The organism is Halorhabdus sp. CBA1104 (genome assembly GCF_009690625.1).
Taxonomy (GTDB): Archaea; Halobacteriota; Halobacteria; order Halobacteriales; family Haloarculaceae; genus Halorhabdus.
The window spans coordinates 204867-229078 of sequence record NZ_CP033878.1 but is presented as its reverse complement, the minus strand read 5'-3'; the positions used below and the strand labels follow the sequence as shown (position 1 = coordinate 229078).

Annotated in this window: 21 protein-coding genes and 1 tRNA gene; 8 read left to right on the top strand and 14 right to left on the bottom strand. The window is 63.4% G+C overall.

Annotation, left to right across the window (positions count from 1 at the left end):
* The first annotated feature begins 3 nt into the window (after nt 1–3).
* The 4 genes from Hrd1104_RS01270 to ilvD all read left to right on the top strand — a co-directional run bounded on the left by Hrd1104_RS01270 (nt 4) and on the right by ilvD (nt 5763).
* Nucleotides 4–2208 carry a PAS domain S-box protein gene (locus tag Hrd1104_RS01270; protein ID WP_154551046.1) on the top strand — a complete coding sequence of 735 codons (2205 nt, stop codon included), beginning with the start codon at nt 4–6 and terminating at the stop codon, nt 2206–2208.
* Between the two features lie 105 nt (nt 2209–2313).
* Complete coding sequence (locus tag Hrd1104_RS01265; protein WP_154551045.1) at nt 2314–3231, top strand: GAF domain-containing protein; 918 nt, start codon at nt 2314–2316, stop codon at nt 3229–3231.
* Nucleotides 3228–3914 carry a hypothetical protein gene (locus Hrd1104_RS01260; protein WP_154551044.1) on the top strand — a complete coding sequence of 229 codons (687 nt, stop codon included), beginning with the start codon at nt 3228–3230 and terminating at the stop codon, nt 3912–3914. The genes Hrd1104_RS01265 and Hrd1104_RS01260 overlap by 4 nt, the downstream gene beginning before the upstream one ends.
* A gap of 109 nt (nt 3915–4023) precedes the next feature.
* A complete protein-coding gene (ilvD, locus tag Hrd1104_RS01255; protein ID WP_154551043.1) occupies nt 4024–5763 on the top strand; it encodes a dihydroxy-acid dehydratase in 1740 nt (579 codons plus the stop codon).
* Here the strand turns inward: ilvD and Hrd1104_RS01250 are convergent, their stop codons facing one another.
* Nucleotides 5764–6414 (bottom strand): helix-turn-helix domain-containing protein, encoded by a 651-nt coding sequence (locus tag Hrd1104_RS01250; protein ID WP_154551042.1) that lies wholly within the window; start codon nt 6412–6414, stop codon nt 5764–5766.
* A gap of 81 nt (nt 6415–6495) precedes the next feature.
* On the opposite strand from Hrd1104_RS01250, the gene Hrd1104_RS01245 reads away from it, so the two are divergent.
* Nucleotides 6496–8145: an NADH-quinone oxidoreductase subunit D gene (locus Hrd1104_RS01245; protein WP_154551041.1), complete on the top strand. Its 1650-nt coding sequence runs from the start codon at nt 6496–6498 to the stop codon at nt 8143–8145.
* A 3-nt stretch (nt 8146–8148) separates the two neighbouring features.
* On the opposite strand, the gene hypF is transcribed toward Hrd1104_RS01245, so the two are convergent.
* Nucleotides 8149–10446, bottom strand: coding sequence for a carbamoyltransferase HypF (gene hypF / locus Hrd1104_RS01240; protein WP_154551040.1), 2298 nt, complete (start codon nt 10444–10446; stop codon nt 8149–8151).
* A 132-nt stretch (nt 10447–10578) separates the two neighbouring features.
* Here hypF and Hrd1104_RS01235 point away from each other — a divergent pair, with 132 nt between their 5' ends.
* Together Hrd1104_RS01235 and Hrd1104_RS01230 are read left to right on the top strand one after the other, a co-directional pair.
* On the top strand, nt 10579–11739 hold the full coding sequence (locus Hrd1104_RS01235; protein ID WP_154551039.1) for a sugar MFS transporter: 1161 nt from the start codon (nt 10579–10581) through the stop codon (nt 11737–11739).
* Nucleotides 11740–11861: 122 nt separating this feature from the next.
* Complete coding sequence (locus tag Hrd1104_RS01230) at nt 11862–13007, top strand: sugar MFS transporter (RefSeq protein WP_229770505.1); 1146 nt, start codon at nt 11862–11864, stop codon at nt 13005–13007.
* A gap of 65 nt (nt 13008–13072) precedes the next feature.
* Here the strand turns inward: Hrd1104_RS01230 and hypB are convergent, their stop codons facing one another.
* From hypB to Hrd1104_RS01205, 5 genes are all read right to left on the bottom strand, one after another.
* Complete coding sequence (gene hypB / locus Hrd1104_RS01225; RefSeq protein WP_229770504.1) at nt 13073–13816, bottom strand: hydrogenase nickel incorporation protein HypB; 744 nt, start codon at nt 13814–13816, stop codon at nt 13073–13075.
* A 109-nt stretch (nt 13817–13925) separates the two neighbouring features.
* On the bottom strand, nt 13926–14333 hold the full coding sequence (locus Hrd1104_RS01220; protein ID WP_154551037.1) for a hydrogenase maturation nickel metallochaperone HypA: 408 nt from the start codon (nt 14331–14333) through the stop codon (nt 13926–13928).
* A gap of 1 nt (nt 14334) precedes the next feature.
* Entirely contained in the window at nt 14335–15411 is a 1077-nt protein-coding gene (gene hypE, locus Hrd1104_RS01215; RefSeq protein ID WP_154551036.1) for a hydrogenase expression/formation protein HypE, read from the bottom strand.
* Between the two features lie 9 nt (nt 15412–15420).
* Nucleotides 15421–16542: a hydrogenase formation protein HypD gene (hypD, locus tag Hrd1104_RS01210; protein WP_154551035.1), complete on the bottom strand. Its 1122-nt coding sequence runs from the start codon at nt 16540–16542 to the stop codon at nt 15421–15423.
* Complete coding sequence (locus Hrd1104_RS01205) at nt 16543–16827, bottom strand: HypC/HybG/HupF family hydrogenase formation chaperone (protein ID WP_154551034.1); 285 nt, start codon at nt 16825–16827, stop codon at nt 16543–16545. It abuts the gene before it with no gap.
* A gap of 312 nt (nt 16828–17139) precedes the next feature.
* Between Hrd1104_RS01205 and Hrd1104_RS01200 the strand changes: the two genes are divergently transcribed.
* Nucleotides 17140–18735 (top strand): sensor histidine kinase KdpD, encoded by a 1596-nt coding sequence (locus Hrd1104_RS01200; protein ID WP_195837607.1) that lies wholly within the window; start codon nt 17140–17142, stop codon nt 18733–18735.
* A gap of 33 nt (nt 18736–18768) precedes the next feature.
* Here Hrd1104_RS01200 and Hrd1104_RS01195 read toward each other — a convergent pair whose 3' ends face one another.
* The 7 genes from Hrd1104_RS01195 to Hrd1104_RS01165 all read right to left on the bottom strand — a co-directional run bounded on the left by Hrd1104_RS01195 (nt 18769) and on the right by Hrd1104_RS01165 (nt 24133).
* Complete coding sequence (locus Hrd1104_RS01195) at nt 18769–19842, bottom strand: hypothetical protein (protein ID WP_154551032.1); 1074 nt, start codon at nt 19840–19842, stop codon at nt 18769–18771.
* A gap of 575 nt (nt 19843–20417) precedes the next feature.
* Nucleotides 20418–20488: transfer RNA gene (locus Hrd1104_RS01190), tRNA-Pro, on the bottom strand.
* Between the two features lie 48 nt (nt 20489–20536).
* Nucleotides 20537–21421 carry an RNA-guided pseudouridylation complex pseudouridine synthase subunit Cbf5 gene (locus Hrd1104_RS01185; RefSeq protein ID WP_154551031.1) on the bottom strand — a complete coding sequence of 295 codons (885 nt, stop codon included), beginning with the start codon at nt 21419–21421 and terminating at the stop codon, nt 20537–20539.
* The gene (gene cmk, locus Hrd1104_RS01180; protein ID WP_154551030.1) at nt 21421–21999 is read right to left on the bottom strand and encodes a (d)CMP kinase; all 579 of its coding nucleotides are present in this window, start codon (nt 21997–21999) and stop codon (nt 21421–21423) included. Before cmk ends, Hrd1104_RS01185 begins: the two co-directional genes overlap by 1 nt.
* A gap of 45 nt (nt 22000–22044) precedes the next feature.
* On the bottom strand, nt 22045–22917 hold the full coding sequence (locus tag Hrd1104_RS01175) for a DUF106 domain-containing protein (RefSeq protein ID WP_154551029.1): 873 nt from the start codon (nt 22915–22917) through the stop codon (nt 22045–22047).
* A 108-nt stretch (nt 22918–23025) separates the two neighbouring features.
* A complete protein-coding gene (locus tag Hrd1104_RS01170; protein ID WP_154551028.1) occupies nt 23026–23673 on the bottom strand; it encodes an adenylate kinase in 648 nt (215 codons plus the stop codon).
* Between the two features lie 76 nt (nt 23674–23749).
* On the bottom strand, nt 23750–24133 hold the full coding sequence (locus tag Hrd1104_RS01165) for a hypothetical protein (RefSeq protein ID WP_154551027.1): 384 nt from the start codon (nt 24131–24133) through the stop codon (nt 23750–23752).
* Nucleotides 24134–24212 lie beyond the last annotated feature (79 nt).

Below are 24212 nucleotides of genomic sequence, written 5' to 3'. Positions count from 1 at the left end.
AATATGTGCGCGGCCGTGGCGAAAAAACAGAGCGACGTCCTCGTGGTCACGGCCGATGAGAGTTTTGCCAACGCCTGTCAGAAGCAGCTACCGAGCCAGGCCGCCCTGGCGGTCGAAACAGTTTCGACGGTCGGGGCCGCGATCGATCGGCTCGTCGCCGAGAACGGGATCGACTGCATCGTCAGCGATCACGACCTGCCAGACACTGATGGGATCGCGTTTCTGGAAGCCGTCCGATCCCAGGCACCGACGCTACCCTTTGTCCTCTTTACGAGCGAGGGCAGCGAGGGGATCGCGAGTCGAGCGATCACCGCTGACGTGACCGAATACCTCATCAAGGACGACCACAGTGGCCAGTGGGCGCAACTCGCAGCCCTCATCACGGATGCGGTCGCGTACCGCCGAGCCCACGCGGAGTTCCGGGAGACGGACATCCACGCCACGGCCCTGCTGGATGCTGCCCACGACATGATCGCAGTCGTCCGGGATCGAGAGGTGGCGTTCATCAACGAAACCGGGCTCGAACTCATGGGACTGCCAGATCGCTCGGCCGTCCCGGACCGATTGCTCTCCCAAGCGTTGTCCAGCCGGGAAGTCGACGACTTCGAGGAGCGACTCGAAGCTGTCCGAGACGGGTCCCAGAGCCTCGATCGAGTCGCCGGGACCCTCACGCAGACGGACGGAACGACCGTGCCCGTGGCGGTGACCGCCACGCACTTCGGGTGGGCCGACGAGCCGGCGACCGTTCTCGTCGTTCGGGACGTCAGCGACCGCGAGCAACGCGAGCAGGACCTGGAACTGAAAGACCGCGTACTGAGCGCGGCACCGATCGGGATCACCATCGCCGACGCAACCGAGCCGGACAACCCACTGATCTACGCCAACGACGCTTTCCAAGCACTCACCGGCTACAACGAGGGGCAAATCCTCGGGTACAACTGCCGGGTCCTCCAGGGACCCAACACCGACCCCGCACGCGTCGCCCAGATCCGCGCGGGGATCGAACGCGAACAGCCAGTTACCGTCGAATTGCGGAATTATCGGGCCGACGGCAGCCAATTTTGGAACCGTGTGACCGTCGCCCCAGTCGAGAACGATGCGGGGGAGGTCACCCACTACGTCGGCTTTCAGCAGGACGTGACTGAACTCCAAGAACGGACTGAACAACTGGCCCACTACAAGCGGGCCATCGACGGCGCGAACGAACGCATCGCGGCCGTCGATACCAACTACGAGTACATCTTCGCCAACCCGGCCTATCGCGAGTTCCACGGCATCGAGGACGATGTGCGAGAGGTAACCCTCCGTGAAGGCATCGGGCAGGAGGCGTTCGCGATCGCTCGCCCGTACGTCGAACGGGTGTTCGCGGGTGAATCGGTCCAGTACCGGACGACCCGAGACGTCCCGGATAAACCCACCCGGACGTTCAACGTCCGCTATCACCCGCTCGCGGATCCATCGGGAGGCGTCGCGGGCGTCGTCGCCACGCTCCAGGATCTGACCGCACAGGTCGAACGGGAGAAGCAACTGACCACACTCGATCGGCTGTTGCGACACAACATCCGCAACGAGTTGAACACGATCCTCGGCCGGGCATCGATGATCAAAGAGGCAGGTGACACGATCGAACAACAGGCCGAACCGATCGAGCGGGCGGCCGAGCGTATTCTCGAACAGGCCGAGAAAGAACGGGAGATCATCAAACTGCTGAGGGCCGTCTCGACGCCACAGTCGATCGACCTCGTGACGATAGTCGAGACAGTCCGGGACACTCTCGAAACGGCCTATCCGGAAGCAACCGTGGCCGTCGAGACACCGGAGTCAGTCACAGTCCAGACGATCGCTGAGATCGAACAGGCCATCGAGGAAGTCATCGAAAACGCCATCGTCCACACCGAAAGCGAGACGCCCAAAGTGACAGTCACCGTCGAGAGAGGACCCGAGACGGTCGAAGTCACGGTGGCGGATCGTGGCCCCGGCATCCCGGCCGAGGAACGGCAAGTGATCCGCGACGACAGTCCGGTCGAGCCGCTACGTCATAGCGCGGGGATGGGGCTGTGGCTCGTCAAACGGATCTGTACGCGGGCCGGCGGGACAGTGCGCTTTGCGGAGAACGACCCGCGAGGGAGCGTCGTCACGCTCGTCATCCCCCGGAGGAACCCATCCATCGATGAGACACAGGTGGGAACGACGATCGAGTCGAACTGACAGGTCGATCGAGCGGTCCGACCGGGAGACGAGCGGGCCATTCCGTTTTCGCCGCTGATAGCCAGGCCAGTAGGTACATGCCCCACGGCGTCGACAGTGTAGCCAATGCCACATCGGATCCTCTGTGTGGACGGCGACACGGACGCCCGGGCGGAGACCGTCGACACCCTCCGGTCGGCACTGACCGACCTCGAAGTTGGCATCGAAGGGGTCGGGACGGTGGCCGACGCCGAGGCTGCTCTCGGGACGGACACCGACGCGATCGTCACCGAGTACGAGCTGCCCGACGGGACGGGCTTCGATATCGTCACCGCGGCTGGAGATATCTGTCCCGACGCCGGGACGGTCCTCTATACCGAAACCGATCCGGGGACCCTCGACACGACGGCACTCCGGGGGACGATCACCGAGTACGTCGGGAAAGGATCGGTCTTTGGGAGCGAGCGCCTGGCGGATCTGGTGCGGACGACGATCGCATCCAGGCCCCAGGGATCCTATCCTGTGCCACAGAACGAGGCCGATCGCCTTGCAGCCCTTCGATCCTACGATCTGGAGAACGAGGCACTCATCGAAGCGCTCGATCGAATCACCGACCTGGCGGCCACCCACTTCGAGGTCGAGCAGGCTTCGATCAACCTCATCACCGAACACAGCCAGGAGTTTCTGGCGTGTTACGGGGACGCCGCCGAGTGGGAGCGGATGGATCGGGAAGACTCGATCTGTACGTTCACGATCCTCGAAGACGACGGCGTGATGACCGTCGAAGACGTGACCGAAGATCCCCGATTCCAGTCCCGAGCGGACGCGCTGGTCGACCTCGGCATCCGGGCGTACATGGGTGCAAATCTCGTCACGAAACGTGGCCTCGTCATCGGCCCACTGTGTGTCTACGACGACGAACCCCGATCGTTCACCGCGGCCGACGAGGCGTATCTCACGGAGTTGGCAACCCTAGCGATGGACCTGATCGAGTGTCACGCTCGACTCGATGCGGCCGAGGATCCCGCGGAGGTGGACCGATGAGTGGCGATCCCGACGGCTACGGGTTCGGCGAGCAGTTGCCCATCGAGCCGATCGACCCGGGCTCGACGGTGCTCGTTGCGGGGCCAGCACTCAGCCCGGCCGAGTCACTCGTCAGATCGCTCGTCTTGCAGGCGGCCGAGGACGACGAGGCGTCGCTGTTTATCTCGACGAACAAGACCAGCGAGAAGCTCCTCACGGCGTGTCGACGGACAGACCCGGCCCTGGACACCTCGCTGATGGGTATCATCGACTGTAGTGGCCAGGAGCCAAAGCCAAACGAGACCGACGCTGCGCTCAAATACGTCTCGACCCAGAGCGACCTGACCGGGATCGGGATGAAGTTCTCCGCACTGTACGAATCGCTGTACGCCGACGCCGCCGACGGGCGCGTCCGAACAGGACTCATCAGCCTCTCGTCGCTCGCCATGTACGTCGACCTGCGGAAACTGTTCCGGTTCGCCCAGACCCTCTCGGGGCGTATCGACAGCGCGGGCGGCCTCGGCGTCTTCGCGATCGACCCGACGACCCACGACGAACGCACCGTCAACACCCTCGGCCAGGTTACCGACGGCCGGATCGAAGTGCGAGAATACGAGGGTGAGGAGGACGGCATCGACGGAGAAGTGCGTGTTCGCGGACTGCCCGAGCAACCCAGCGGCTGGCAGCCGTTTGCGCTGTCCTGATCCGACCCACTCCCCGATTTCGGGACGCTCGTAACCCCATCTGCGCTCGGACTCGGAAACAATCGGCCCCACCGGGCCCTTTTTACTCGCTCCGGGGCTCCCTTTGTGCATGTCCAACGACGACAGGTTCTCCCGCGACAAAGACGCGGGCCTTCCGAGCACAGACGTTACCGAGGGGCCGGACAAGGCTCCCCACCGGGCGATGTTCCGCGCGATGGGCTACGACGACGCCGACTTCGACTCGCCGCTGGTCGGCATCGCCAACCCCGCTGCCGATATCACGCCCTGTAACGTCCATCTCGACGACGTGGCCGAGACGGCCTGGAATGGAACCGACGAGGCGGGCGGGATGCCCGTCGAATTCGGGACGATCACGATTTCCGATGCCATCTCCATGGGCACCGAGGGGATGAAGGCTTCCCTGATCTCCCGGGAAGTCATCGCTGATTCCGTCGAACTCGTCTCCTTCGGCGAGCGCGTCGACGGCCTGGTCACGATCGGCGGCTGTGACAAGAACATGCCGGGGATGATGATGGCGATGATTCGGACGGATCTGCCGAGTGTCTTCCTCTATGGCGGATCGATCATGCCCGGCGAGCACGACGGCCGGGACGTCACCATCGTCCAGGTCTTCGAGGGCGTGGGTGCCCACGCGACCGGCGACATGGACGACGAGGAACTCGACGAACTCGAACGCAACGCCTGCCCCGGCGCGGGGGCCTGCGGTGGGATGTTCACCGCCAACACGATGGCCTCGATCTCGGAGGTCATCGGGCTGGCACCGCTTGGCAGTGCGTCCCCACCTGCTGAAGAAGAGTCACGCTACGACGTCGCCCGCGAGACGGGTGAACTCGCCGTCGAAGTCATCGAGGAGCGCCGTCGGCCCTCCGACATCCTCTCGCGGAAGTCCTTCGAGAACGCCATTGCCCTCCAGACAGCCATCGGCGGGTCGACCAACGCCGTCCTCCACTTGCTGGCGATGGCCGCCGAAGCGGGCGTCGAATTGGATATCGAGGATTTCGACGAGATCAGCCGACGGACGCCCAAAATCGCCGACCTCCAGCCCGGCGGCGAGAAAGTGATGAACGACCTCCACGAGATCGGGGGCTTGCCGGTCGTAATTCGCCGGCTGCTCGAAGCTGGCCTCCTCCACGGTGACGCGATGACGATCACCGGCCGGACGCTAGCCGAGGAGATCGAATATCTGGAGGAGGCCGGTCGACTCCCGCCCGAAAGCGAGATCGACGCCGACTTCCTCTACTCGATTGACGACCCCAAGGAACCCGAGGGTGCGATCAAGATTCTCACGGGCAATCTCGCCCCAGACGGCGCAGTGCTGAAGGCAACGGGCAACGACGAGTTCTACCACCAGGGTCCGGCCAGGATCTTCGAGGACGAGGAGGACGCCATGGAGTACGTCCAGGAGGACCGCATCGAATCCGGCGACGTAATCGTCATTCGCGGCGAGGGACCGAAGGGCGGACCGGGAATGCGGGAGATGCTCGGTGTGACGGCTGCCGTCGTCGGCCAGGGTCACGAGGACGACGTGGCCCTCCTCACTGACGGCCGCTTCTCCGGCGGGACGCGCGGCCCGATGATCGGCCACGTCGCCCCCGAGAGTTTCGTCGGCGGGCCGATCGGCGCGCTCGAAGACGGCGACACCGTGACGGTGGACATTCCAGAGCGCACGCTCGATGTCGATCTCAGCGACGACGAGATCGAGCGCCGTCTTGCGGACCGCGACGACCCCGAACCGACCTACGACAATGGCGTACTGGCGAAATACCACCGGGACTTCGACTCGGCGGCCAACGGCGCGGTGTCGAACCCGGGCGTCAAGCGGGAGTGATCACTCGAACACGCCGGCCATCACCGCGCGTTCGGCCTTCCGAAGGTGGTCCGAGACAGTGCTGGCTGCACAGTCAAGTCGTGCGGCGACATCGGCCACTGACGCGTCTCGTGGGACGTCGTAATATCCCATCTCGACAGCTGTTCGGGCAACCTCACGCTGACGATCCGTGAGATCGAGGATCCCCTGGGATGGCCCACGATATTCGCCGATCGACTCGACCGTCACGTCGATCGCGTCCGGGACCGTCTCGACCACCGCTTCGAGGGCATCGGCTCGGCCCACGATCCGCAACCGCGTGGTGCCGTCGGCGTCGTAGACCACTGGCGGGACCAACACGACGTGTTTGCCTTCGAAGGTATCGCGCAATCGTCGATCGACGTCGCGCGTTTCGTGTTCGACGTACGCGTAGAACGAATCGTCGTCGATCGGCGTCAGATCGTACTCGGTGACGAACTGTGCGTCCTCGATCGCCTCCCGGTAGGGCTCGATCGGCCCGGCAACGCGAAAGAGGAGGACGTCAAGTTCACTCCGCGAGAAGTTCCAGATCAACAGTTCCGCCTGCTCGAACCTCGACGCTTCCGCGATGAACGTGTGCATCGGGTTCCGCCAGTCGGGCGGTTCCGTGAACGTCACCGCGAGAGATTTCACAAGGGATCGTTGCCACCTGCACTTCAAAGCACTAGTGAATTCGGCAAAACCAGCTTTGCCAGGGTCCACTTCACCCAGGGCATGGGTGCTGTCACGCGGACTGGTCGCGAGCGATCGGGAGACTGGGAGTCTATCGTCGCCGAACTAGACGGAGTGGTCAGCCGCGAGACCCACAGCAACGCCCCCGGGATCGTCGTCCGGGCCGACGCCGTGGCCGCCATCCTCGAAACCCTTCGTGATCGGGCGGGCTTCGATCACTGTGCCTGCGTCACCGGCCAGGAGTACACCGACCGCTTCGAGACGATCTATCACCTTCGGAGCTACGACGACCCAACCCGCGAGCTGAGCGTCGTCGTCCCGACCAGCAGCGACGAGCCGGCAAGCGAATCGGCGGCCGCCGTCTACGAGACGGCCGACTGGCACGAGCGAGAGGCCTACGACCTCCTGGGGATCGAATACGACGAGCATCCCGATCTTCGTCGCATCCTCTTGCCCGACACCTGGCAGGGCCATCCACTCAGAGACGACTACGACCAGACGCAATCTCAGGTCGTCACCTATCGGGAGAACGTCAATCCGATCCAGAACGATCACGAGCGAAGCAGCGACACGATGTTGCTCAACATCGGGCCCCACCACCCGGCGACCCACGGCGTCCTCCACGTTCAGGTTACCTTGGACGGTGAGCAGGTCGTCGACGCCGAGCCGGATATCGGCTACATCCATCGCTGTGAGGAGCAGATGTGCGAGCAAGGCACCTACCGCCATCAGATCATGCCCTACCCCGATCGCTGGGACTGGGGCGGCGGCGGATTGCTCAACGAGTGGGCCTACGCCCGTGCCGCCGAGGACCTGGCGGACATCGAGGTTCCGGAGTACGCCCAGGTCGTTCGGACGATGAGCGGGGAACTCTCGCGAATGCTCAGTCACTTCCTCGCTGTCGGGGCCTATGCCCTGGACGTGGTCGGGGACTTCACCGCGACGTTCATGTACGCGATTCAGGATCGGGAGCGAGTCCAGAGCCTACTCGAAGACCTGACCGGCCAGCGGCTCATGTTCAACTACTTCCGGTTGGGCGGGGTCGCGTGGGATCTGCCCCAGCCACGCGAAGCGTTCCTCGAAAAGGTCCGGGAGTTCCTCGATTTCTTGCCCGACCGGCTGGCCGAGTATCACGACCTGCTCAGCGCCAACGAGATCCTGCAACTTCGGACGCTGGACACCGGCCACCTCGATCCCGACGTGGCCAAATCCTACGGCGTCACTGGGCCAGTCGCCCGCGGGTCGGGCATCGACTACGACCTCCGGCGCGACGATCCATACGGCTACTACGACGAGCTCGACTGGTCAGTCGTCATCGAGGACGGCTGTGACAACTACGCCCGGCTGCTGGTTCGTATGCGCGAGATCGAGGAGTCCGCGAAAATCGTCGAGCAGTGTGTCGATATCCTCGCAGACTGGCCCGAAGATGACCGGCAGATCCAGTCGAACGTCCCCCGTACCCTACGGCCCGACCCCGACACCGAGACCTACCAGGCGGTCGAAGCGGCCAAAGGCGAACTCGGAATCTACATCCGGAGCGACGGCACGGACAAACCAGCGCGGTTCAAGATCCGCGGCCCCTCCTTCTCGAATCTGCAGGCCATCCCGGAGATGGCCGAAGGCGAATACCTCGCCGACTTCATCGCCACGCTTGGGAGCCTCGATACGATCATGGGCGAAGTCGATCGCTGAGGGTCACTGTGTACCGTCCCGGGTGGCTGCTACCACAACCTGTCCGTAGGCGATCCCGCCGTCCCCCGGCGGTACGCGATCGTGGCCGAGCCATTCCAGGCCGGCTTCTCGGACTCGATCCCGTACCGCTCGGGTGATCGCGTCGTTGTACGCCACGCCGCCAGTGAACCCAACCGTCTCGACGCCCCGTGACTCGGCAACCTCGACAGCCACATCGGCCAGCCCCTGGGCCAGCGCCCACTGGGCTGTCGCGGCCAGATCCGCCGTAGCGTGATCGCCAGTCATCGCAGCCAGATCACAGAGGAGTTGACTGCTATCCAGTACTCGGTCGCCGTCCCGACTCACGTATGGAATATCGTAGTCGAGCACGTCTCCCTCGACCCCAGTCGCTTCGAGTTTCATCGCCGGTTGGCCCTCGTAGGAGCGTTCGGTACAAACGCCCAGGAGCGCACTCACCGCATCCAGCAATCGGCCCGCACTGCTCGTCGTGGGCGTGTTGATACCCTGCTCGAGTTGCTGGCGAACCGTCGTGGCGTCGCGCTCGCTATCGACGCCATCCCGTTCGACCAGCAGTTCGTCGATCCGCTCGTCGTCCTCAAGGAGACTCGCCAAGATGCGTGCCGGGCGCTCGATCGCGGCCGTCCCGCCGGGGAGCTCGAACGTCGAGAGACCACCAGCACGCTCGTAGTCTGTGAGCGTTGCGTCGAGTACTTCCCCGCCCCAGATCGAGCCATCCAGTCCGTAGCCCGTCCCGTCGGCGGCGATCACGACCGCCCGGTCGCGTTCGTGTTCGGCCAGCAGCGAGGCGGCGTGGGCGTGGTGGTGCTGGACGCGAATCGGCCCCGCGAGGCCCTCGTCGTCGACGTAGGCCTTGGCTTCCCTTGTCGTCAGAAAGTCCGGGTGGGCGTCACAGGCCACGACGTCGGGATCGGTGCCGAGCAGGTCCCGGAGATGAGCGACCGTTTCCCGGAGGTACTCGACCGTCTCGGGGTTGTCGACGTCGCCGACGTACTGGGAGGGGATCACGTCGCCGCCCTGGGTCAGGGCGACGGTCGCGTCGAATTCGGCTCCGAGGGCGAGGACGTCACGGTCAGTATCGGCAGGGAGGGGGAGCGACTCCGGGACCCACCCGCGGGACCGACGGACGAAGCGGCGTTGTCCGCCCGAGAAGCGAGCAACACTGTCGTCACACCGCATCACGATCTCCCGGTCGTGGACCAGGGTAGCGTCGATCACTCCCGCCAGATCGGCCAGGATCGATTCCCGGTCGGTTGCCATTGGGACACCGGGCATGTTGGCGCTAGTCATCACGAGAGGTCCCGCAACGTGATCGAAGAGTCGGTGGTGGAGCCCAGCGTAGGGCAACATCACGCCAACGGTGTGCAGCCCGGGCGAGACCGCAGCGAACCAGTCGGGCCGCCCGTCGGCCACGCCGTCGAGCAGCAAGATCGGCCGCCGAGTATCCCGCAGAGCCTCGCGTTCGGCCCCCGAGACGCGAGCGAACGTGTCAATCGTCTCCAGATCGGGAGCCATCAGCGCAAACGGCTTCTCGGGGCGACCCGTCCGCTCACGGAGGTCCGCGACGACGGCGGGATCACTCGCGTCACAGACCAGATGCGTGCCGCCGATCCCCTTGATCGCGACCAGATCGCCGTCACGGAGTGCCTCGCCGGCTCGGGCGATCGCATCCTCGCCGGCTGCCAATCGGGTCCCATCGTCGGCAAGCAGCGACAGCGACGGACCACACGCGGGACAGGCGATCGTCTGGGCGTGATACCGGCGGTCGCTGGGGTCCTCGTAGTCGTCGCGACAGTCGCCACACAACGGGAACGCGTCCATCGAGGTCCGCGGGCGATCGTAGGGCAGTTCGCGAATGACCGTATATCGCGGCCCACAGTCGACACAGGCCGTCGCCCAGTAGTCGTGAAATCGCGAGTCCGGATCCCGGAGGTCATCGAGGCAGGCGTCACACATCGCCGTGTCCGGCGGAATCGTGCCCGAGCCGCCCGTCGAATCCGTCGAGGTGACGATCTCGAAGCCTTCAAGACCCGTTGGATCGTCACGCTCGACAGTGATAGTCTCGACCCGGGCCAGCGGTGGCGGATCCTGCCGGAGCGTCGTGAGGAACGACTCGATGGCAGCGGCCGAGCCTTCGAGGACGATATCGACCCGGCCGTCGCCGGTGTTTTTCACCCGACCGGCGAGACCCGCATCAGTTGCCGTCCGGTAGACGAAGGGCCGAAAGCCGACCCCCTGGACGACGCCAGTCACTGAAACGGTCGCTCGGCTTCGATCGGTCATTGGCTCGTAGAGGGCGGTCCGGCCTGTTGAATGTGCCGACCAACGTCTTCGCCCCCAAAGCGTGACACCCCACGGCCGGTCCTGACGATAGTTCAGTACGTTTAACTCCACGAGCCCACAATTAGATGTAGAGTGGATGAAATAGATAATCGAAAATATTGGCTCGTCGCGATTTTCGCCTTCGTCGGCCTCGGGGGCGCGATGATCCAGGCCCGCGGGGCACTCATCCCCACATTCGAAGGGTACTTCGGCGTGAGCAAGGGCCAGCTGGGCCTGGTCACACCGGTGGGGACCGTCGGGTTCGTCGCCGCGATGGTGTGGCTCGGCCCCGCCAGCGGTCGGGTCGATCTCCGGCAGTTTCTGCTCGGCGGTGGTATCCTGACGGCGATTGCCCTGGTGTTGATCGGTCTTGCCCCGACGTTCACCGTGTTGCTGGCCATGGTCGGCGTCCGGAGCTTCGGCATCGGGATCTTCAGAGCACTGGATCGGCCGACGCTCAGTCACCTCTTTCCCGACTCCAGGGCCCGAATCTTCACCCTCCAGGAGATGGCGTGGGCGGTCGGGGCAACGACCGGGCCGTTGCTCGTCACGGCCGTCCTGTTGCAGTTTTCCTGGCGACTTACGTACTTCGTGCTCGCCGCTCTTACCGTGCCGGTACTCGTCGTAGTCTGGCGGCTGGAACCGCCGGCGGGAACGGTCAACGAGAAGTCCTTCGCGCTGTCGGACATGCGCTCGGTGCTTGCCCATCCGAGCGTCTACGGAATGGTCGCGGCGATCGTCCTGGTCGGCGGAATCGAGAGTGCCTTTTTCACCTGGTTGCCCTCTTATGCCGGGGAGATGTTCTCCGATGGGGTCGCAAGCATCACGCTATCGATCTATCTGGTCTCCTATATTCCGGGCCGATTGGCGTTCAGTCGCCTGGGCGAACGCTACCGGTTTACGGATCTATTGGTCGGTGTCACTGTGGTGTTGACCGGGTTGCTATACGCGGCGTTCGTCCTGGCTGACGGCCCGGAGTTGCTCGTGCTCATCTTCGCGATCGGCTTTCTGGTCTCGGGACTGTACCCGACGCTGATTTCACTGGGCATCGAGTCGAATCCCGCCTATACCGGCCCAGTAAATGCGATCGCGAACGTCGCCACCCAGGTCGGGTTCTTCACGGTTCCGGCGGCAATCGGCTTCCTCGCGGAAGGCTCGACGATCCAGCAAGCGATGCTGGTCCAGATTGGACTCGCCGGCCTCCTTGCGATCGTCTTGATTGGACTTCGCCTCGGACCGGTCGAGGATGGCTGATTTCACGCTGAAAATTGCCGGCTTGCGGAGTAACTTCCAAAGGCTGGCAATACAGTTCGTTTAACCGATGAAACCAATTCGAACCAAACAATGAAAAAGAGAACAATAAGAAATATTGGATTTTGGCATTGTTCGCGTTCGTCACGCTCGACGGAGCCCTCATCCAGGCCCGTGGGGCGCTAGTGCCGACGTGGAAGGAGACGTTCACGACAAGCGAGACGTTCCTAGGGTTAATCACGCCCGTGGGGACTGTCGGGTTCGTCGCTGCGATGGTCGTCTTCGGGTCGGCCAGTGGCCGGATCGACATCAAGCGAGCCCTGTTGGCCGGCATCGCAGTGACGGCCGCCGCAGCGTTGTTGATCGGTGCCTCACCGACGTTTCTGCTGTTGCTCGCGTTCATCGGCCTCCGAGGTTTCGGGACGGGGATCTTCCGGTCACTCGATCGGACGGTACTGAGTCATCTCTATCCCGAAAGGCGCGCTCGCATCTTCAGTCTCCACACGATGGCGTGGGCGATCGGCGCGACGGCGGGACCGCTGCTCGTCACGGCGGCGCTGTGGCTCTCCGGGTGGCAGTTGACGTACCTGGTGCTCGCGTTGCCACTCGTCCCGATCTTCGTCATTCTCTGGGGACTCGATCGGCCGGCAACGCTGGCTAACGAACAGTCCCTCTCGCTGGCCGACGTTCGGGACTTGCTGGGCGAACCCGGCATCTACGGGATGGCCCTGGCCTTGCTGTTCGTCGGGAGCATCGAGAGCGTCTTCTTCCAGTGGTTGCCGTATTACGCCACTGAATTGTTCTCCCGGGACGTTGCGAACCTGACACTCTCGATCTACCTGGCAGCCTACGTCCCCGGCCGCTTTGCGTTCAGTCGGCTGGCCGAACGCTATCGATTCACTGATCTGGTGGTCGCTGTTGGGGTCATCCTCGTCGGCTCGCTGTACGCCATGCTCGTACTCGCGGAGGGTCTCGTCGTATTAGGGCTCGTGTTCGTGATCGGCTTTTTCGTCTCCGGACTGTTCCCGACGCTCATCTCGATGGGGATCGAGTCTCGTCCGTCCTTTACTGGCCCGATCAACGTCGTGGCCAACGTCGCGGCCCAGACGGGCTTTTTCATCGCGCCCGCGACGGTCGGGATCGTCGCTGATGCGACCTCGATCGGGACTGCGATGCTACTCCAGATCGGACTGGCCGTCGTGCTGACTATCGTGGCGCTTGGTCTGAAAGTCGGGCCACTCGGTAGCCGCCGATCGACGGCGTCCGAGTAGCCACTATCGTTCGGAGCGAAACAGAAAGCGGAGTCGATAGTCATCGTCGGGCTACAGTAGACGGGTTACTCGTGGTCGTGAGTGTGACCGTGAACCGTCTCACCGACGTAGGCCTCGTGATCGTGGTCGTGGACGTGCCCACGCTCGTCGAGGAATGTCGCCAGTTCGTCCAGGCCGTCGCCGTGTTCGGCACTCGTCTGGAAGGTCGGCATGTCGGGCGCAATCTCGTTGACGTCCGATTCCATCAGACCCAGATCGGCGTTGACCGCCTCGGCGATGTCGACCTTGTTGATTACGGCACCGTCACAGGCCTGGAACAGGAGGGGATGTTTCCGCACCACGTCGTCGCCTTCCGTGGCTGAGACCACCAGCACGCGAGCCTGCGCCCCCAGCGGGAAATCGGCCGGACAGACCATGTTCCCGACGTTCTCGATATACAGCGTATCGAGTGCATCGAGATCGAGGTCTTCCAGTGCGCCCTCGACCAGCGAGGGATCGAGGTGACACTCCTTGCCTGTATTGACGTTTGCGACAGAGACGCCCAGTTCCCGAAAGCGCGTGGCATCGTCCTCGCCGGCGACGTCGCCGACGATCACACCGATTTCCTCGTCCTCGGGCGCTCGCTCGATCAGGCGCTCGATGAGTCGGGTCTTGCCACTGCCGGTCGCACCCAGAAACTCCGCGACGAAGATACCGTGCTCGTGAACGACACGATCGTGGAGGTCGTCGGCCTGCTGTTCAAACTGGGCGAGGATGTCGGCCTCTGCATCCCCGTTGCCGTGTTCGTGGTCGCCTTCGCCATGACCCATCCGATGGGCCTGCAGGGGCCAGGTGTCTCGGCGTCGCCAAGCAGTTGGTCGAGCAGTCGGTCGATCGGATTCGTGTCGGTGAACGGTTGTCGTCGTTCGTGATACATACTCAGTTACTCGCGTTTGAACCGGGGGGATCGGCTGTCGGTTCAGTGTCTGGAATCGTGACGCTCATTAGTTTACACTCGTTGCCGGCGGCGAGTTCGATTCGCTGGTCGCACTCGGGACAGGTGAGATCGGGCGCGTAGGCCAGCGCTCGGTCGACCGTCTCCGGTTCGCCACTCCAGCCACAGTCACATTCGGCGTGGGGAGCCACCGTTTCGATCTCGATGTCGAGATCGGCCTCGCCGACCGTCGAATCGGCCGCCGCGTCGAGACACGTCCCCAGTTGGTCCGGATTGACGTGGCTGGCCTCGCCGACCGAGACCGTAATTCCCTCGAACGTCTCCGCGCCGTGGTCGGCCGCGGCTTCCCGGGCCGCATCGAGTACTTGCGTCGCGATAGAGAACTCGTGCATGTCAGCAGATCCGTGGGAGTTGTTCACCCTCCGGGGGCGTCAGATAGCGGCGGCCAAAGCCAGTATCGAGGACGACCTGGCCGGTGTGCTCCTCGACGACCTCGCCCACGATCGCAGCGTCTTCGCCTTTGGGGTTGTCCCGAAGTGCTTCGAGAACAGCTTCGGCATCGTCACTGGCGACACCCATGGCGACGACACCCTCACAGGCCACGTCGAAGGGCTCGATGCCGAGCACCTCGCCCGCCGAGGAGACAGGTCCCGAAACCGGGATTGCTGGCTCGTCGAGATCGATCCCGACACCGGCCTTGTCCGCCATCTCGTTCAACACCGTCGCGAGGCCACCCCGCGTCGGGTCTTTCATCGCCGTCACCTCGCCGGCGTCCATGGCAGCACGGACGAGATCGTTGACCGGCTGGACGTCGCTGGCGAGACCGCCACCGAAATCAAAGCCCTCGCGTTCGGACAGCAAGGAGATGCCGTGATCGCCGATGGTGCCCGAGACGATGAGTTTATCGCCGACCGAGAGACCAGCGTCGGGGACGTGGCCCCCCGTCGGGACGACGGCGACGCCTGTCGTATTGATCGCGAGCGTGTCGATCTCGTCGCTGCCCATCACCTTCGTATCGCCGGTCGTCACGGTCGCGCCGGCCTCCGCGCAGGTCTCGCGCATCGACTCGGTGACGCGCTCGACGGTCGACTGTGGCGTGCCAGCCTCGATGATCAACGAACTCGTCAGCGCCAGAGGGTCGGTCGCACCCATCATCGCCAGGTCGTTGACCGTCCCCGAAATCGCCAGCCGGCCGATGTCACCGCCGCGGAAGAACAGCGGCGTGACGACGTGGCTGTCGGTCGTGACGACAACCGAATGGTCGTCGTCGATCGGTTGGACCGATCCGTCGTCTAAGGCTGCCAGCCCCACATCTGCCTCGCTGTCGGCAAAGCGGGACACGGCCATGTCTTCGATCAAGTCGGTCATCTGCCCACCGCCCGCCCCGTGGGCGTGAGTGATCACGTCGTCGCCCGTGTAGCCGTCACCGCTCGATTCGTCGGCCGTTCGGTCGTCGTCGCTATTGCTCATCTGAGTCCCTCACAGATCCGGTTGCCCGCCGTATTCGAGCCAGATCTTGCAAGTCCCCTCACTGGAGACCATACAGGCCCCGACGGGATCCTGGGGTGTACACTCCTCGCCGAACAACTCACACTCGTCGGGATCGGCCTTCCCGGCCATGATATCCCCACAAATGCAGTCCTCGGTCAGCGGATCGGACGCACCCGCATCGACGTCGATGTCGAAGCGTTCGCGGGCGTCGTAGTGAGCGTAGTCGTCGCTGATGACGAGATTCGCGTCGGGGATCTCGGCGATCCCACGCCACTCGCCGCTGGTAGTGTCGAAGACCTCCCACATCGCCTCCTTGGCTGGGACGTTACCGTCCTCGGTGACACACCGCTGGTAGGCGTTTGCGAGACCGGCTTCGTCGTCCCGGATGAACTCGAGCAAGCGCGCGAGTGCAAACAGGATATCGATCGGTTCGAACCCGCCGACGACAGCCGGCGTGTCGTACTCGGAAACGAAATCCTCGAACAGTCCATAGCCCGTGATGACGGCGGCGTGGCCCGCCGCGAGGAAGCCATCGACGTCCGTGTCGGGCATTTCCGCGACGATCTCCATTGCCGGCGGGACGTACTTGTGGGCCGAAAGCACCGAGAAATTCTCGGGGGGATCGGCCGTGAGAACGGCCGCCGTCGGGGCGGCAGTCGTCTCGAAGCCCGTCGCGAAGAAGATGACCTCGCGATCGGGTTCCTCGGCGGCGATCTCGGCGGCCTCGCTGGCGCTGTAAACCACCCGAACGTCTGCGCCTTCGTCTTTGGCGTCGGCGAGGCTCTTCTCCGTGCCGGGCACGCGGAACATGTCGCCGTAGGTGGCGACGATCTTCCCCTCTTCGGCCAGAGCGACGGCCTCGTCGACTTCGGGCATGTTGGTCACACAGACCGGACAGCCCGGCCCCATCCGCACTGTCAAATCGTCGGGGAGGATCGACCGCAGGCCGAACTTCGCGATGGCCTGTTCGTGAGAGCCACAGACGTGCATCACGTTGACCGGCTCGCCGATGTCGTCCATCAGTGACTCGAGTTCCTCGGTCAGCTGTTCTGCCTTCTCGGGGTCGCGAAACTGGAGTTCCCCGTCCCCATCGTCGGCTGTGCTCGCCATCTATCGACCCTCGATCCCGAGCTGTTGGCCGTCGCTGGCGCCGATCTCTTCTAAGGCTTCGTCTTCGTCGCCTTCGAGGAACGATTCGTAGATCTCCATCGTCTCCTCGACTTCCTCTTCGGGGATCTTCCGGATGGCGAAGCCAGCGTGATTGAGGATGTGATCACCCACCGCGACGTCCTCATCGACGACGTCGATCCGGACCGTCTTCTCGACGTCCCAGAACTCGGCGCGCGCTTCGTTTCCGTTTATTTCGACGATCTCTCCAGGGATGCCTAGACACATGTACTATCACCTTGCTCTGTTGTCTCGCCCTCACGGCATTGTTCCGTCGGAACCGGACGATCCGGCCGGGGTCCGGGGGCTGTCACGCGTCGGGACACGCGCGTGGCCCGATTGCTCGCCACAGCACCGGGACGGTCGGATCTCATACGAGAACACAGGGTTCGACTGTACTTCACTGTGAGCCCTCTTCCCGGACCGTGATAACTTCGATGATAGTCGATACACAATCGGAACGAGCCGAACTACTCGGGGACGACCGCAGAGGCAGGCAGTGGCCAAACTGTTATGTCTGGGGTGGTCGTGGGAGACGTAATGGACCGGGACCACGCCGTCTCCGCGCTCGTCCGGCGCGTGTCCGTCGGTGGCTTGGTCATCTCACTGCTGGGGTTCACGTTGACTCGCTTCACCGTCACATTGACTCTCGACGGTGACCCGCTGCGGTTCGTGGTCGCGGGACTACTCCCGTTGACGCTCGGGCTCGGCCTGTCGGCGTTCGGAATCGCCCTCGCGATCGGCTCCGTCGGTCGCGAGTACGCCCGGACGACGGCGGTCTGGACGGTCGTCGGTGCCGGCGCGATGCTCGTACTCGTCGTCCTGACAATCGTCGGCGCTGGGATCGATCAGATGGGCCAGATGGGGGGCGTTACCCCCGGAGCGTACCTGTCGAATTTCCTCATCGGCGGGGCCATCGGTGGCGCGCTGACGGGCCTGTACGCGGCCGAGAACCGCAAACAACGAATTGCCCTTCGCCAGCAGACAGACCGGCTGGCGGTACTCAACCGGAGCCTGCGCGATCGGGTGCTCAACGCCGTCCTGGCGATCGACGGCCAGATGAGCGTCGTTGCCGATCGCGACGATCCGCAACTGTACCAACAGGTCGCCAGCACCGTCCGCGATCAGGCCGACACCATTCAGCGGACCGTCGAGGACGTCAAGTACCTCGCACGATCGACGGCCGACGCCCAGAAACACCTCGATGCGATCGATCTCACCCAGGCCCTGGAGGAAGCGATCGCATCCGTCGAGGCGGAGTATCCCGACGTCGAGATCGAGGTGACCGACAGACCTGACGGTGAGATCGCTGTCTGGGGCAACGTGATGCTCGAACGCGCGATCGAGCACGTACTCGCGCGGGCAGCCGACGACGAGGCCACGACACGTGTGAGGATCGCCGTCGAATCGACTGCTCGGACCGCTCGACTTCGAGTCACCGACGACGGCGAGGGACTGTCCCCGGCCCAACGACGCATTCTCGAAGGTGGTGCCAGTGGCGAGTACGACGACCCGTCGGTCGGGTTCGGTCTCAACGTGGTGCGGCTGGTGACCGACACCCTGGACGGGAACATCACGTGTGCCGAGACCAACGGCGAGACGACCGTCGAAGTAGAAGCGCCGCGAGCCGACACCGACACGCGTCCCGGCCAGGCAAGTGGGACCGATGTCCGGGCCTACGGCGTCCCGACGACCGATCTGGGGATCGCAGTGGGGGCGGCCATCCTCGCCGGGATCGCCATGGGACTGGTCGGACAGGCGACATCCGGTGTCGTGCCGATCATCGGCGCGCTGTACGGCAACACGAACGCACTCGTCGGGTGGGTTACCCACGAGTTCCACAGCGTCGTCTTCGGCCTCGTGTTCGCTGGAATACTCGCGACGGTGCCGGAGGGGTACGCCGAGGACTGGCGATGGTGTCTGGCGACCGGATTGGGCTGGGCATTTACCCTGTGGCTGGTTGCCTCGGGGATCGTCATGCCACTCTGGCTCGAACTCGTCGGGATTCCAGCGGTCGTCCCGAGTCTCTCACCCTGGGGTCTGCTTAGCCATCTGGTGTGGGGTCTGACACTCAGCGTCTTGTACATGGGCGGGACGATGGTGCTCGACCGACGAGGACTCGCCAAATCGGGGTGACCGGGAGGGCGCCGGTCGTACATGTGAACGCGATCAGTGGTCCGACGCCGACTCGAATCGGATCTCGAAGGCGACGGCATCATCGTCGCTTCGAGCCAGGCTGAGAGCCCCATAGGAATCGATCGATCGCTCCGCAAAGTAGAGTTTGAGGCCACTCTGTCGCGTGACTGGTTCGAACAACGCATCCTCGATACCTGCCGGGAGGGTCGCCGGCCTGGCAGTAAAGCGGGCCAGAACGGCCCCGTTTTGGGCCTCGAAGGCACACTCGATGCGCCCATCTGGCGCTGCAATCTCGGCCAGGGCTTCCAACAGCAACGCGAGATCCTGGGCGACCGAGGCACCGCCCACGACCGTCGGTCCGTCCTCGGGGATCTCCATCGACAGGTCCGCGTCGATCTCGGCGAGGTGGCTCGCCTGCTCGCTCACGCTGGCCAGCTCAGTGGCTGGTGAGACGCTGTCGAACTCGGGGGCTGGGCCGAGACGATCGACGTGTTCGGCGACCGTCGCGATGGTCTCGACGCGGTCGGCGATCTTCTCGACGTGCTCGCGCGACGTCTCGTCGGTGACGCGTTCTCGGAGATCCGCCAGACAGAAGTCGATGACCGTCACCGAATTGTTGACGTAGTGGCCAAAGACGGTGTTGAGTTCGGCCCAGCGCTCGCGCTCGTCTTCGAGTGCGGCAAGCCGGGATTCGACGCGGGTCACCTCCTCGGCACGGGAGAGTGCGCGAGCCTCGAAGGAACCGATAGCCGCCCCGAGCAAGCCCCCGACACCGAGGGACACCTGGACGATGTGAACCAACTCCTCGTCGGTGACGGTCTCCTGGGCCATCGGTTGCACGAGAAGAAAGATCGCCAGCAGTACGCCAGCCCCCAGTCCCGTCCACGCGAGAATCCGCTCGTTTCGGGCAGTAGAAAATGACTGATCCGAGAGCCAGTAGGCGACATAGAGCAGCCCGATGCCAGCACCGCCAGCAACGACTAAATTACTCAGTATATGCCAGGTGGTCACAGTGTATATCTCGTGGGTGAGAAAGTGCACCACGGCAAAGCTGACGAGTCCGGCACCAGCGAGTGCGATGACCGACGCCACTCGGTTCGTTCGCATCAAGGTTCAGCTATCACGCCGATTATCAAAAATGTAGTCACTAGCTGCAGTCACGACAGATCGGGCCCCAACGAAGAGACTCGCCAGGGAACGCTCTTGGACCCGGCCGAGTGGCCTGTCACTGCCGAAGACGACCGGAAGTGCCGATTCGTTGCCCAACACAGTGCCAGCAGCCACGTCGTAGCTTGTCCGCGTGCTCTCCTGTCTGCCGTTATCCGACGTATCGAATCTTGTCTCACTGGCGGTAAGCATACGCCGAGCGAAGCGAGCGCGTTTCCCTGCGAGCGGGCCAACGGCCCGCGAGCAGATGTTTTTGGTCCACCGGTAGAGCAAGCTCTACCGAGCCTTGACTCGCTTCGCTCGTTGTCGAGCACTCAGTTTTCGTCCGTCGCTCGCCGTGCTCGCTCGGAGCGAAAACTGAGAACGCCGAGATTCGAACGAAGGAAGACGGTCCTGCGCTCGTCGCTCGGTCTCACTTCGTTCGACCTCACGACGATTCGCGGGCTGCGACTTCCAGGCTCGAATCTCGTCGGATCCAGCAATTGCTGCTCACGTACTTGTTCGCAGCAAATGGATGGGGCCGCCGAGATTCGAACTCGGGTCCGACGCACCCCATGCGCCGAGGATACCGCTACCCTACGGTCCCGCGATTCGAAGATCGAGAGAGTCGTAGTTAAGGCCTTCGTTTCGTCCGTTATACCAGCACGCGTTCGAGGTCCACGACCGGCCCCGCATTGGCTGTTGGCTCCCCCACGAGCCGTCCGAGACAGACCGCAGCCCCGTTTGGGGTGTAGCAGGCCACGAGCGGTTCAGCGGCGGGATCGAGCCCATCGTCGGCGTCGATCACGCCCGGGGCGTAGACAGGTGCCCCTTCCGCGACCGACGCTGCGGCGCTCTCGGCGATCGTCACCGCGGGGAGATCGACCAGCGCCCGTTCGGCTGGCTGCACAACGTCTCGCAGTGGTTCGGGATCGCCGTTGTCCCGCCACCACGAAAGCGCGTCGGTGACGTCGTGCAGTGTCACCAATTCGCTGTCGTCGAAGGGCTCGGTCCCGACCCGGCGGAGATCGTCCATGTGCGCGCCAGTCCCCAGGGCGAGGCCGATATCGTGACACAGTTTCCGAATGTAGGTGCCACTCGCACAGCGCACACGAAGGAGGGCCTGTCGGTCTTGCTGTTCCAGCACGTCCAGGTCCAAAATTTCCCGGCTGCGGAGGCGGCGGACGACGGCGCTTTTCTTGGGTGGTTTCTGGTAGATCTCGCCCTCGAATTCGGTGGCGACCCGCGCCAGATCGGCTGCCTGCACGCGATCGTGTAGTTCCAGGACGGCGACGTATTCCTTGACGCTATCGTCGAAAACCTGTGCGATGCGCGTCGCGTCACCCACCAACATCGGCAGGCAGCCGGTCACCTTCGGGTCGAGCGTGCCGGCGTGGGCCGCCCGCTCGACGTCGGCCAGGTCGCGCATCCAGGCGGCGACCTGGTGGGCGGAGGGGCCGGGTGGCTTATCGAGGTTGACCACCCCAAACTGGAGCAATGCGGCGGGCGAGCGTTCTTCAGGCGGGCCACGGAGTGTCATTAGAAGTCGTAGTCGATGTCGTCGATGGGAGCTTTGCCTTCGTCGCCGTTTGCCTCGTAGGACTCGACGGCGTGCAGGACGACGCTCAACACGCCCTGGGGACTCCAGCGAGCAGTGTTGATCGCCAGGTCGTAGATCGACAGATCGTCGATATCGATACCGTAGTAGTCCTGATATCGCTGGGCTTCGCTCTGGCCACGCTCCTTGGTCTCGGTTTTGGCCTGTTCGATCGGTTTGTTCTCCCGCTGAGAGATTCGATCAGCTCGGATGGTGAGCGGGGCATCCAGCCAAAGCTTCAGGTCCGCGTGATCACCGGCCATCCAGCCGGCCAGCCGAGATTCTAACACGAGATCGTCACGATCCTGGGCCGTCGTCCGGAGGCGTCGATCCAGGTCCAGGTCGATTGCCTCGTCGTCTTCGGCCTGCTTGTTCAGTTCGAGTGGCGTCATCCCCCGTTCCTCGGCCAGCGATCGGAAGATGTCGCCGCCGCTGACGTGATCGTAGTCTAACGCGTCGGCGAGACTCTCCGCGAGCGTACTCTTGCCGCTGCCGGCGGGGCCGGAGACGGTGATCAACATATGCCACCTGCGAACGGCGCGGTAAAAAGCAGTGTGTCTCGCGGTTCAGGTTGGCGTCGTCTGGACGTTCAGGGCCTTGCGGACGATCTGGCTGAAGGATAGCGAACAGATGAAATACCAGAACAGCCAGGCTGGCCAGGGACCGAGCGTCCCAGCATTCCAGTTGGCGACCTCGCCGAACAACGGCATGACGATCGCCACGCCGTCCAGATCCAGATTCCCAGTCCGCCAGTACAGCCACAGGAACACCGGGATCGTCAACAGCATGATCCAGACCATCGGGCGGATCTGCTGTTTGAACATGCCCATCTGGTCGCTCATCATCTCCATCTGTTCCTGCTGGATACGATCGAGTTCCTCGTCGTTTCCTTCTTCTTTGGCCTGTTTGCGACGCTCTTTGAGCCGTTCCATCTTCTCCTGGTGGTCACCCATCCCACTCATGTCCATGAGATTGTCCTGGAGGAGGGCCGACCAGAGTCCCGTCAGCGTCGCCAAGACGAGAATGACCATGTAGAAGGGCAACATCGACTCGACCGGACCCAAGACGGTATCGAGCGTCGTCCCGACAGTGTTCTTGATCGACGGGATCGAGTAGCCCAGGATGAGCGATACCGCGCCGACGCCGGCGAGTTTGTCCCAGGTCGTCCAGCCACCCTCCTCGTCGTCTTCGGGTTCGGCGACCTCCAGGGCCTCCTGGACGCCCTCGGGATCGTCGACGACGAACCCGTCACCGTCGGCGTCGACCAGCAGGCCAGTTTCGATCAGTCGGCCCCACTGGCCGCTCGTGAGGTCGTCGCTGACGTCACCCCACGAGACAGTACCCTGTTCGTCGGCCGTCGACAGCACCGTCTCGATCGCCCCTTCCATGCTCCCGTCCTCGGCGACGAGACGGTCTATCTTCTTGCCTGTCCGTGCCATCGTACCCCCTCTAACGAGCGCAGGTAAATCAACGTTGTAGTTTCCATACGACCACGCCCCAACGAAACACGTCGCCGCTCCGGCTGCAAAGTTGGCGGCGACCCAGGCTCAGACAGTGTCTTCGACGGCCGCCTCTAAATCTTCCCAGACCGCATCCAAGGACTGTTCGCCGTCGATCTCGACAAACGCGTCGCGATCGGCGTAGTACTCGATGACGGGTTCGGTGTTCTGGGCGAAGACATCGAGGCGATTACGGACAGCGTCTTCCTGATCGTCCTCACGCTGGATCAACTCGCTGCCACACTCGTCACAGACGCCCTCCTCGGCTGGCTGGTCGAACTCGACGTGGTAATTTTCGCCACACTCCTCACAGACGCGACGGCCGGTGAGTCGATCGACGAGTTCGGCCTCGGAAACCGAAAGCGAGACGATGACGTCCAGATCGGTCATCGATTCGAGTTCTTCGGCCTGGTCGAGATTCCGAGGATAGCCGTCCAAAACGAATCCATCCGCGCTGGTCAGGGCCTGCTCGACGATGGCGTTGACCACTTCGTCGGGAACGAGTTCGCCCCGATCCATGTACTCGCCCGGCGTCTCGTATTCCAGGCCGAGATCCGAGATGTCCATGTCCTTGTTCGATCGGAGTGCATCCCCCGTTGTGACGTGCTCGACACCGAACGCATCGACGAGATTCGAACTCTGTGTGCCTTTCCCCGCGCCTGGCGGTCCCAACAGCAGAATTTTCGGCTGACTCATAGGGGAGGATTCGCCACCGGTGATTAACTATGTGACGTTTGCCGATTGACGCTCAGTATGATCAGGTGGCCCCAGATCACTGGTGGTCGTCCAACATTGCCGCGGCGTCATCAACTGATTCGGCCACGAAAACGTCGTAGCCCTCCTCAGAGGACGCTTCGTCGCCGATCCGTTCCCACTGGAATTCAGCCGTGACCGACTCACCGGTGACGCGGACGACGGTATCCATACCGAGTCGGCCCGCCTGCCTGGCCCCGTCTTTGAGACTCGCTTCGGCAGCCGCGGCCGCCGGCTTGAACCCGGAAATGTCGTTTATCAATTCCCACCCATCGTCGAGGTCCTGTGCGCCATCGGCCATCGCATCGACCACGGCGTCAACCTCGGACGTATCGAGTTGCCCCTCCAACGTGAGTGTCATCCGATTCTTTGCCGTCTGCACGTCGAGATTGTAACTCCCCATCACCCTATTTTAAACGTTTTATGATTATATATCTTCGGACTACAACAATTCGATCGCGCTTCCAGGAGATGGCGGCCAG

Excerpts from the sequence above, each read along its gene's own strand:
- Hrd1104_RS01165 (WP_154551027.1), bottom strand. The coding sequence starts at position 24,133 with ATGGGGAGTTACAATCTCGACGTGCAGACGGCAAAGAATCGGATGACA.
- hypE (WP_154551036.1), bottom strand. The coding sequence starts at position 15,411 with ATGAGCAATAGCGACGACGACCGAACGGCCGACGAATCGAGCGGTGAC.
- hypB (WP_229770504.1), bottom strand. The coding sequence starts at position 13,816 with ATGGGTCATGGCGAAGGCGACCACGAACACGGCAACGGGGATGCAGAG.
- Hrd1104_RS01170 (WP_154551028.1), bottom strand. The coding sequence starts at position 23,673 with ATGAGTCAGCCGAAAATTCTGCTGTTGGGACCGCCAGGCGCGGGGAAA.
- hypD (WP_154551035.1), bottom strand. The coding sequence starts at position 16,542 with ATGGCGAGCACAGCCGACGATGGGGACGGGGAACTCCAGTTTCGCGAC.
- Hrd1104_RS01200 (WP_195837607.1), top strand. The coding sequence starts at position 17,140 with ATGGACCGGGACCACGCCGTCTCCGCGCTCGTCCGGCGCGTGTCCGTC.
- ilvD (WP_154551043.1), top strand. The coding sequence starts at position 4,024 with ATGTCCAACGACGACAGGTTCTCCCGCGACAAAGACGCGGGCCTTCCG.
- Hrd1104_RS01265 (WP_154551045.1), top strand. The coding sequence starts at position 2,314 with ATGCCACATCGGATCCTCTGTGTGGACGGCGACACGGACGCCCGGGCG.
- Hrd1104_RS01185 (WP_154551031.1), bottom strand. The coding sequence starts at position 21,421 with ATGACACTCCGTGGCCCGCCTGAAGAACGCTCGCCCGCCGCATTGCTC.
- Hrd1104_RS01260 (WP_154551044.1), top strand. The coding sequence starts at position 3,228 with ATGAGTGGCGATCCCGACGGCTACGGGTTCGGCGAGCAGTTGCCCATC.
- Hrd1104_RS01220 (WP_154551037.1), bottom strand. The coding sequence starts at position 14,333 with ATGCACGAGTTCTCTATCGCGACGCAAGTACTCGATGCGGCCCGGGAA.
- hypF (WP_154551040.1), bottom strand. The coding sequence starts at position 10,446 with ATGACCGATCGAAGCCGAGCGACCGTTTCAGTGACTGGCGTCGTCCAG.
- Hrd1104_RS01195 (WP_154551032.1), bottom strand. The coding sequence starts at position 19,842 with ATGCGAACGAACCGAGTGGCGTCGGTCATCGCACTCGCTGGTGCCGGA.
- Hrd1104_RS01175 (WP_154551029.1), bottom strand. The coding sequence starts at position 22,917 with ATGGCACGGACAGGCAAGAAGATAGACCGTCTCGTCGCCGAGGACGGG.
- cmk (WP_154551030.1), bottom strand. The coding sequence starts at position 21,999 with ATGTTGATCACCGTCTCCGGCCCCGCCGGCAGCGGCAAGAGTACGCTC.
- Hrd1104_RS01270 (WP_154551046.1), top strand. The coding sequence starts at position 4 with ATGTGCGCGGCCGTGGCGAAAAAACAGAGCGACGTCCTCGTGGTCACG.
- Hrd1104_RS01205 (WP_154551034.1), bottom strand. The coding sequence starts at position 16,827 with ATGTGTCTAGGCATCCCTGGAGAGATCGTCGAAATAAACGGAAACGAA.
- Hrd1104_RS01245 (WP_154551041.1), top strand. The coding sequence starts at position 6,496 with ATGGGTGCTGTCACGCGGACTGGTCGCGAGCGATCGGGAGACTGGGAG.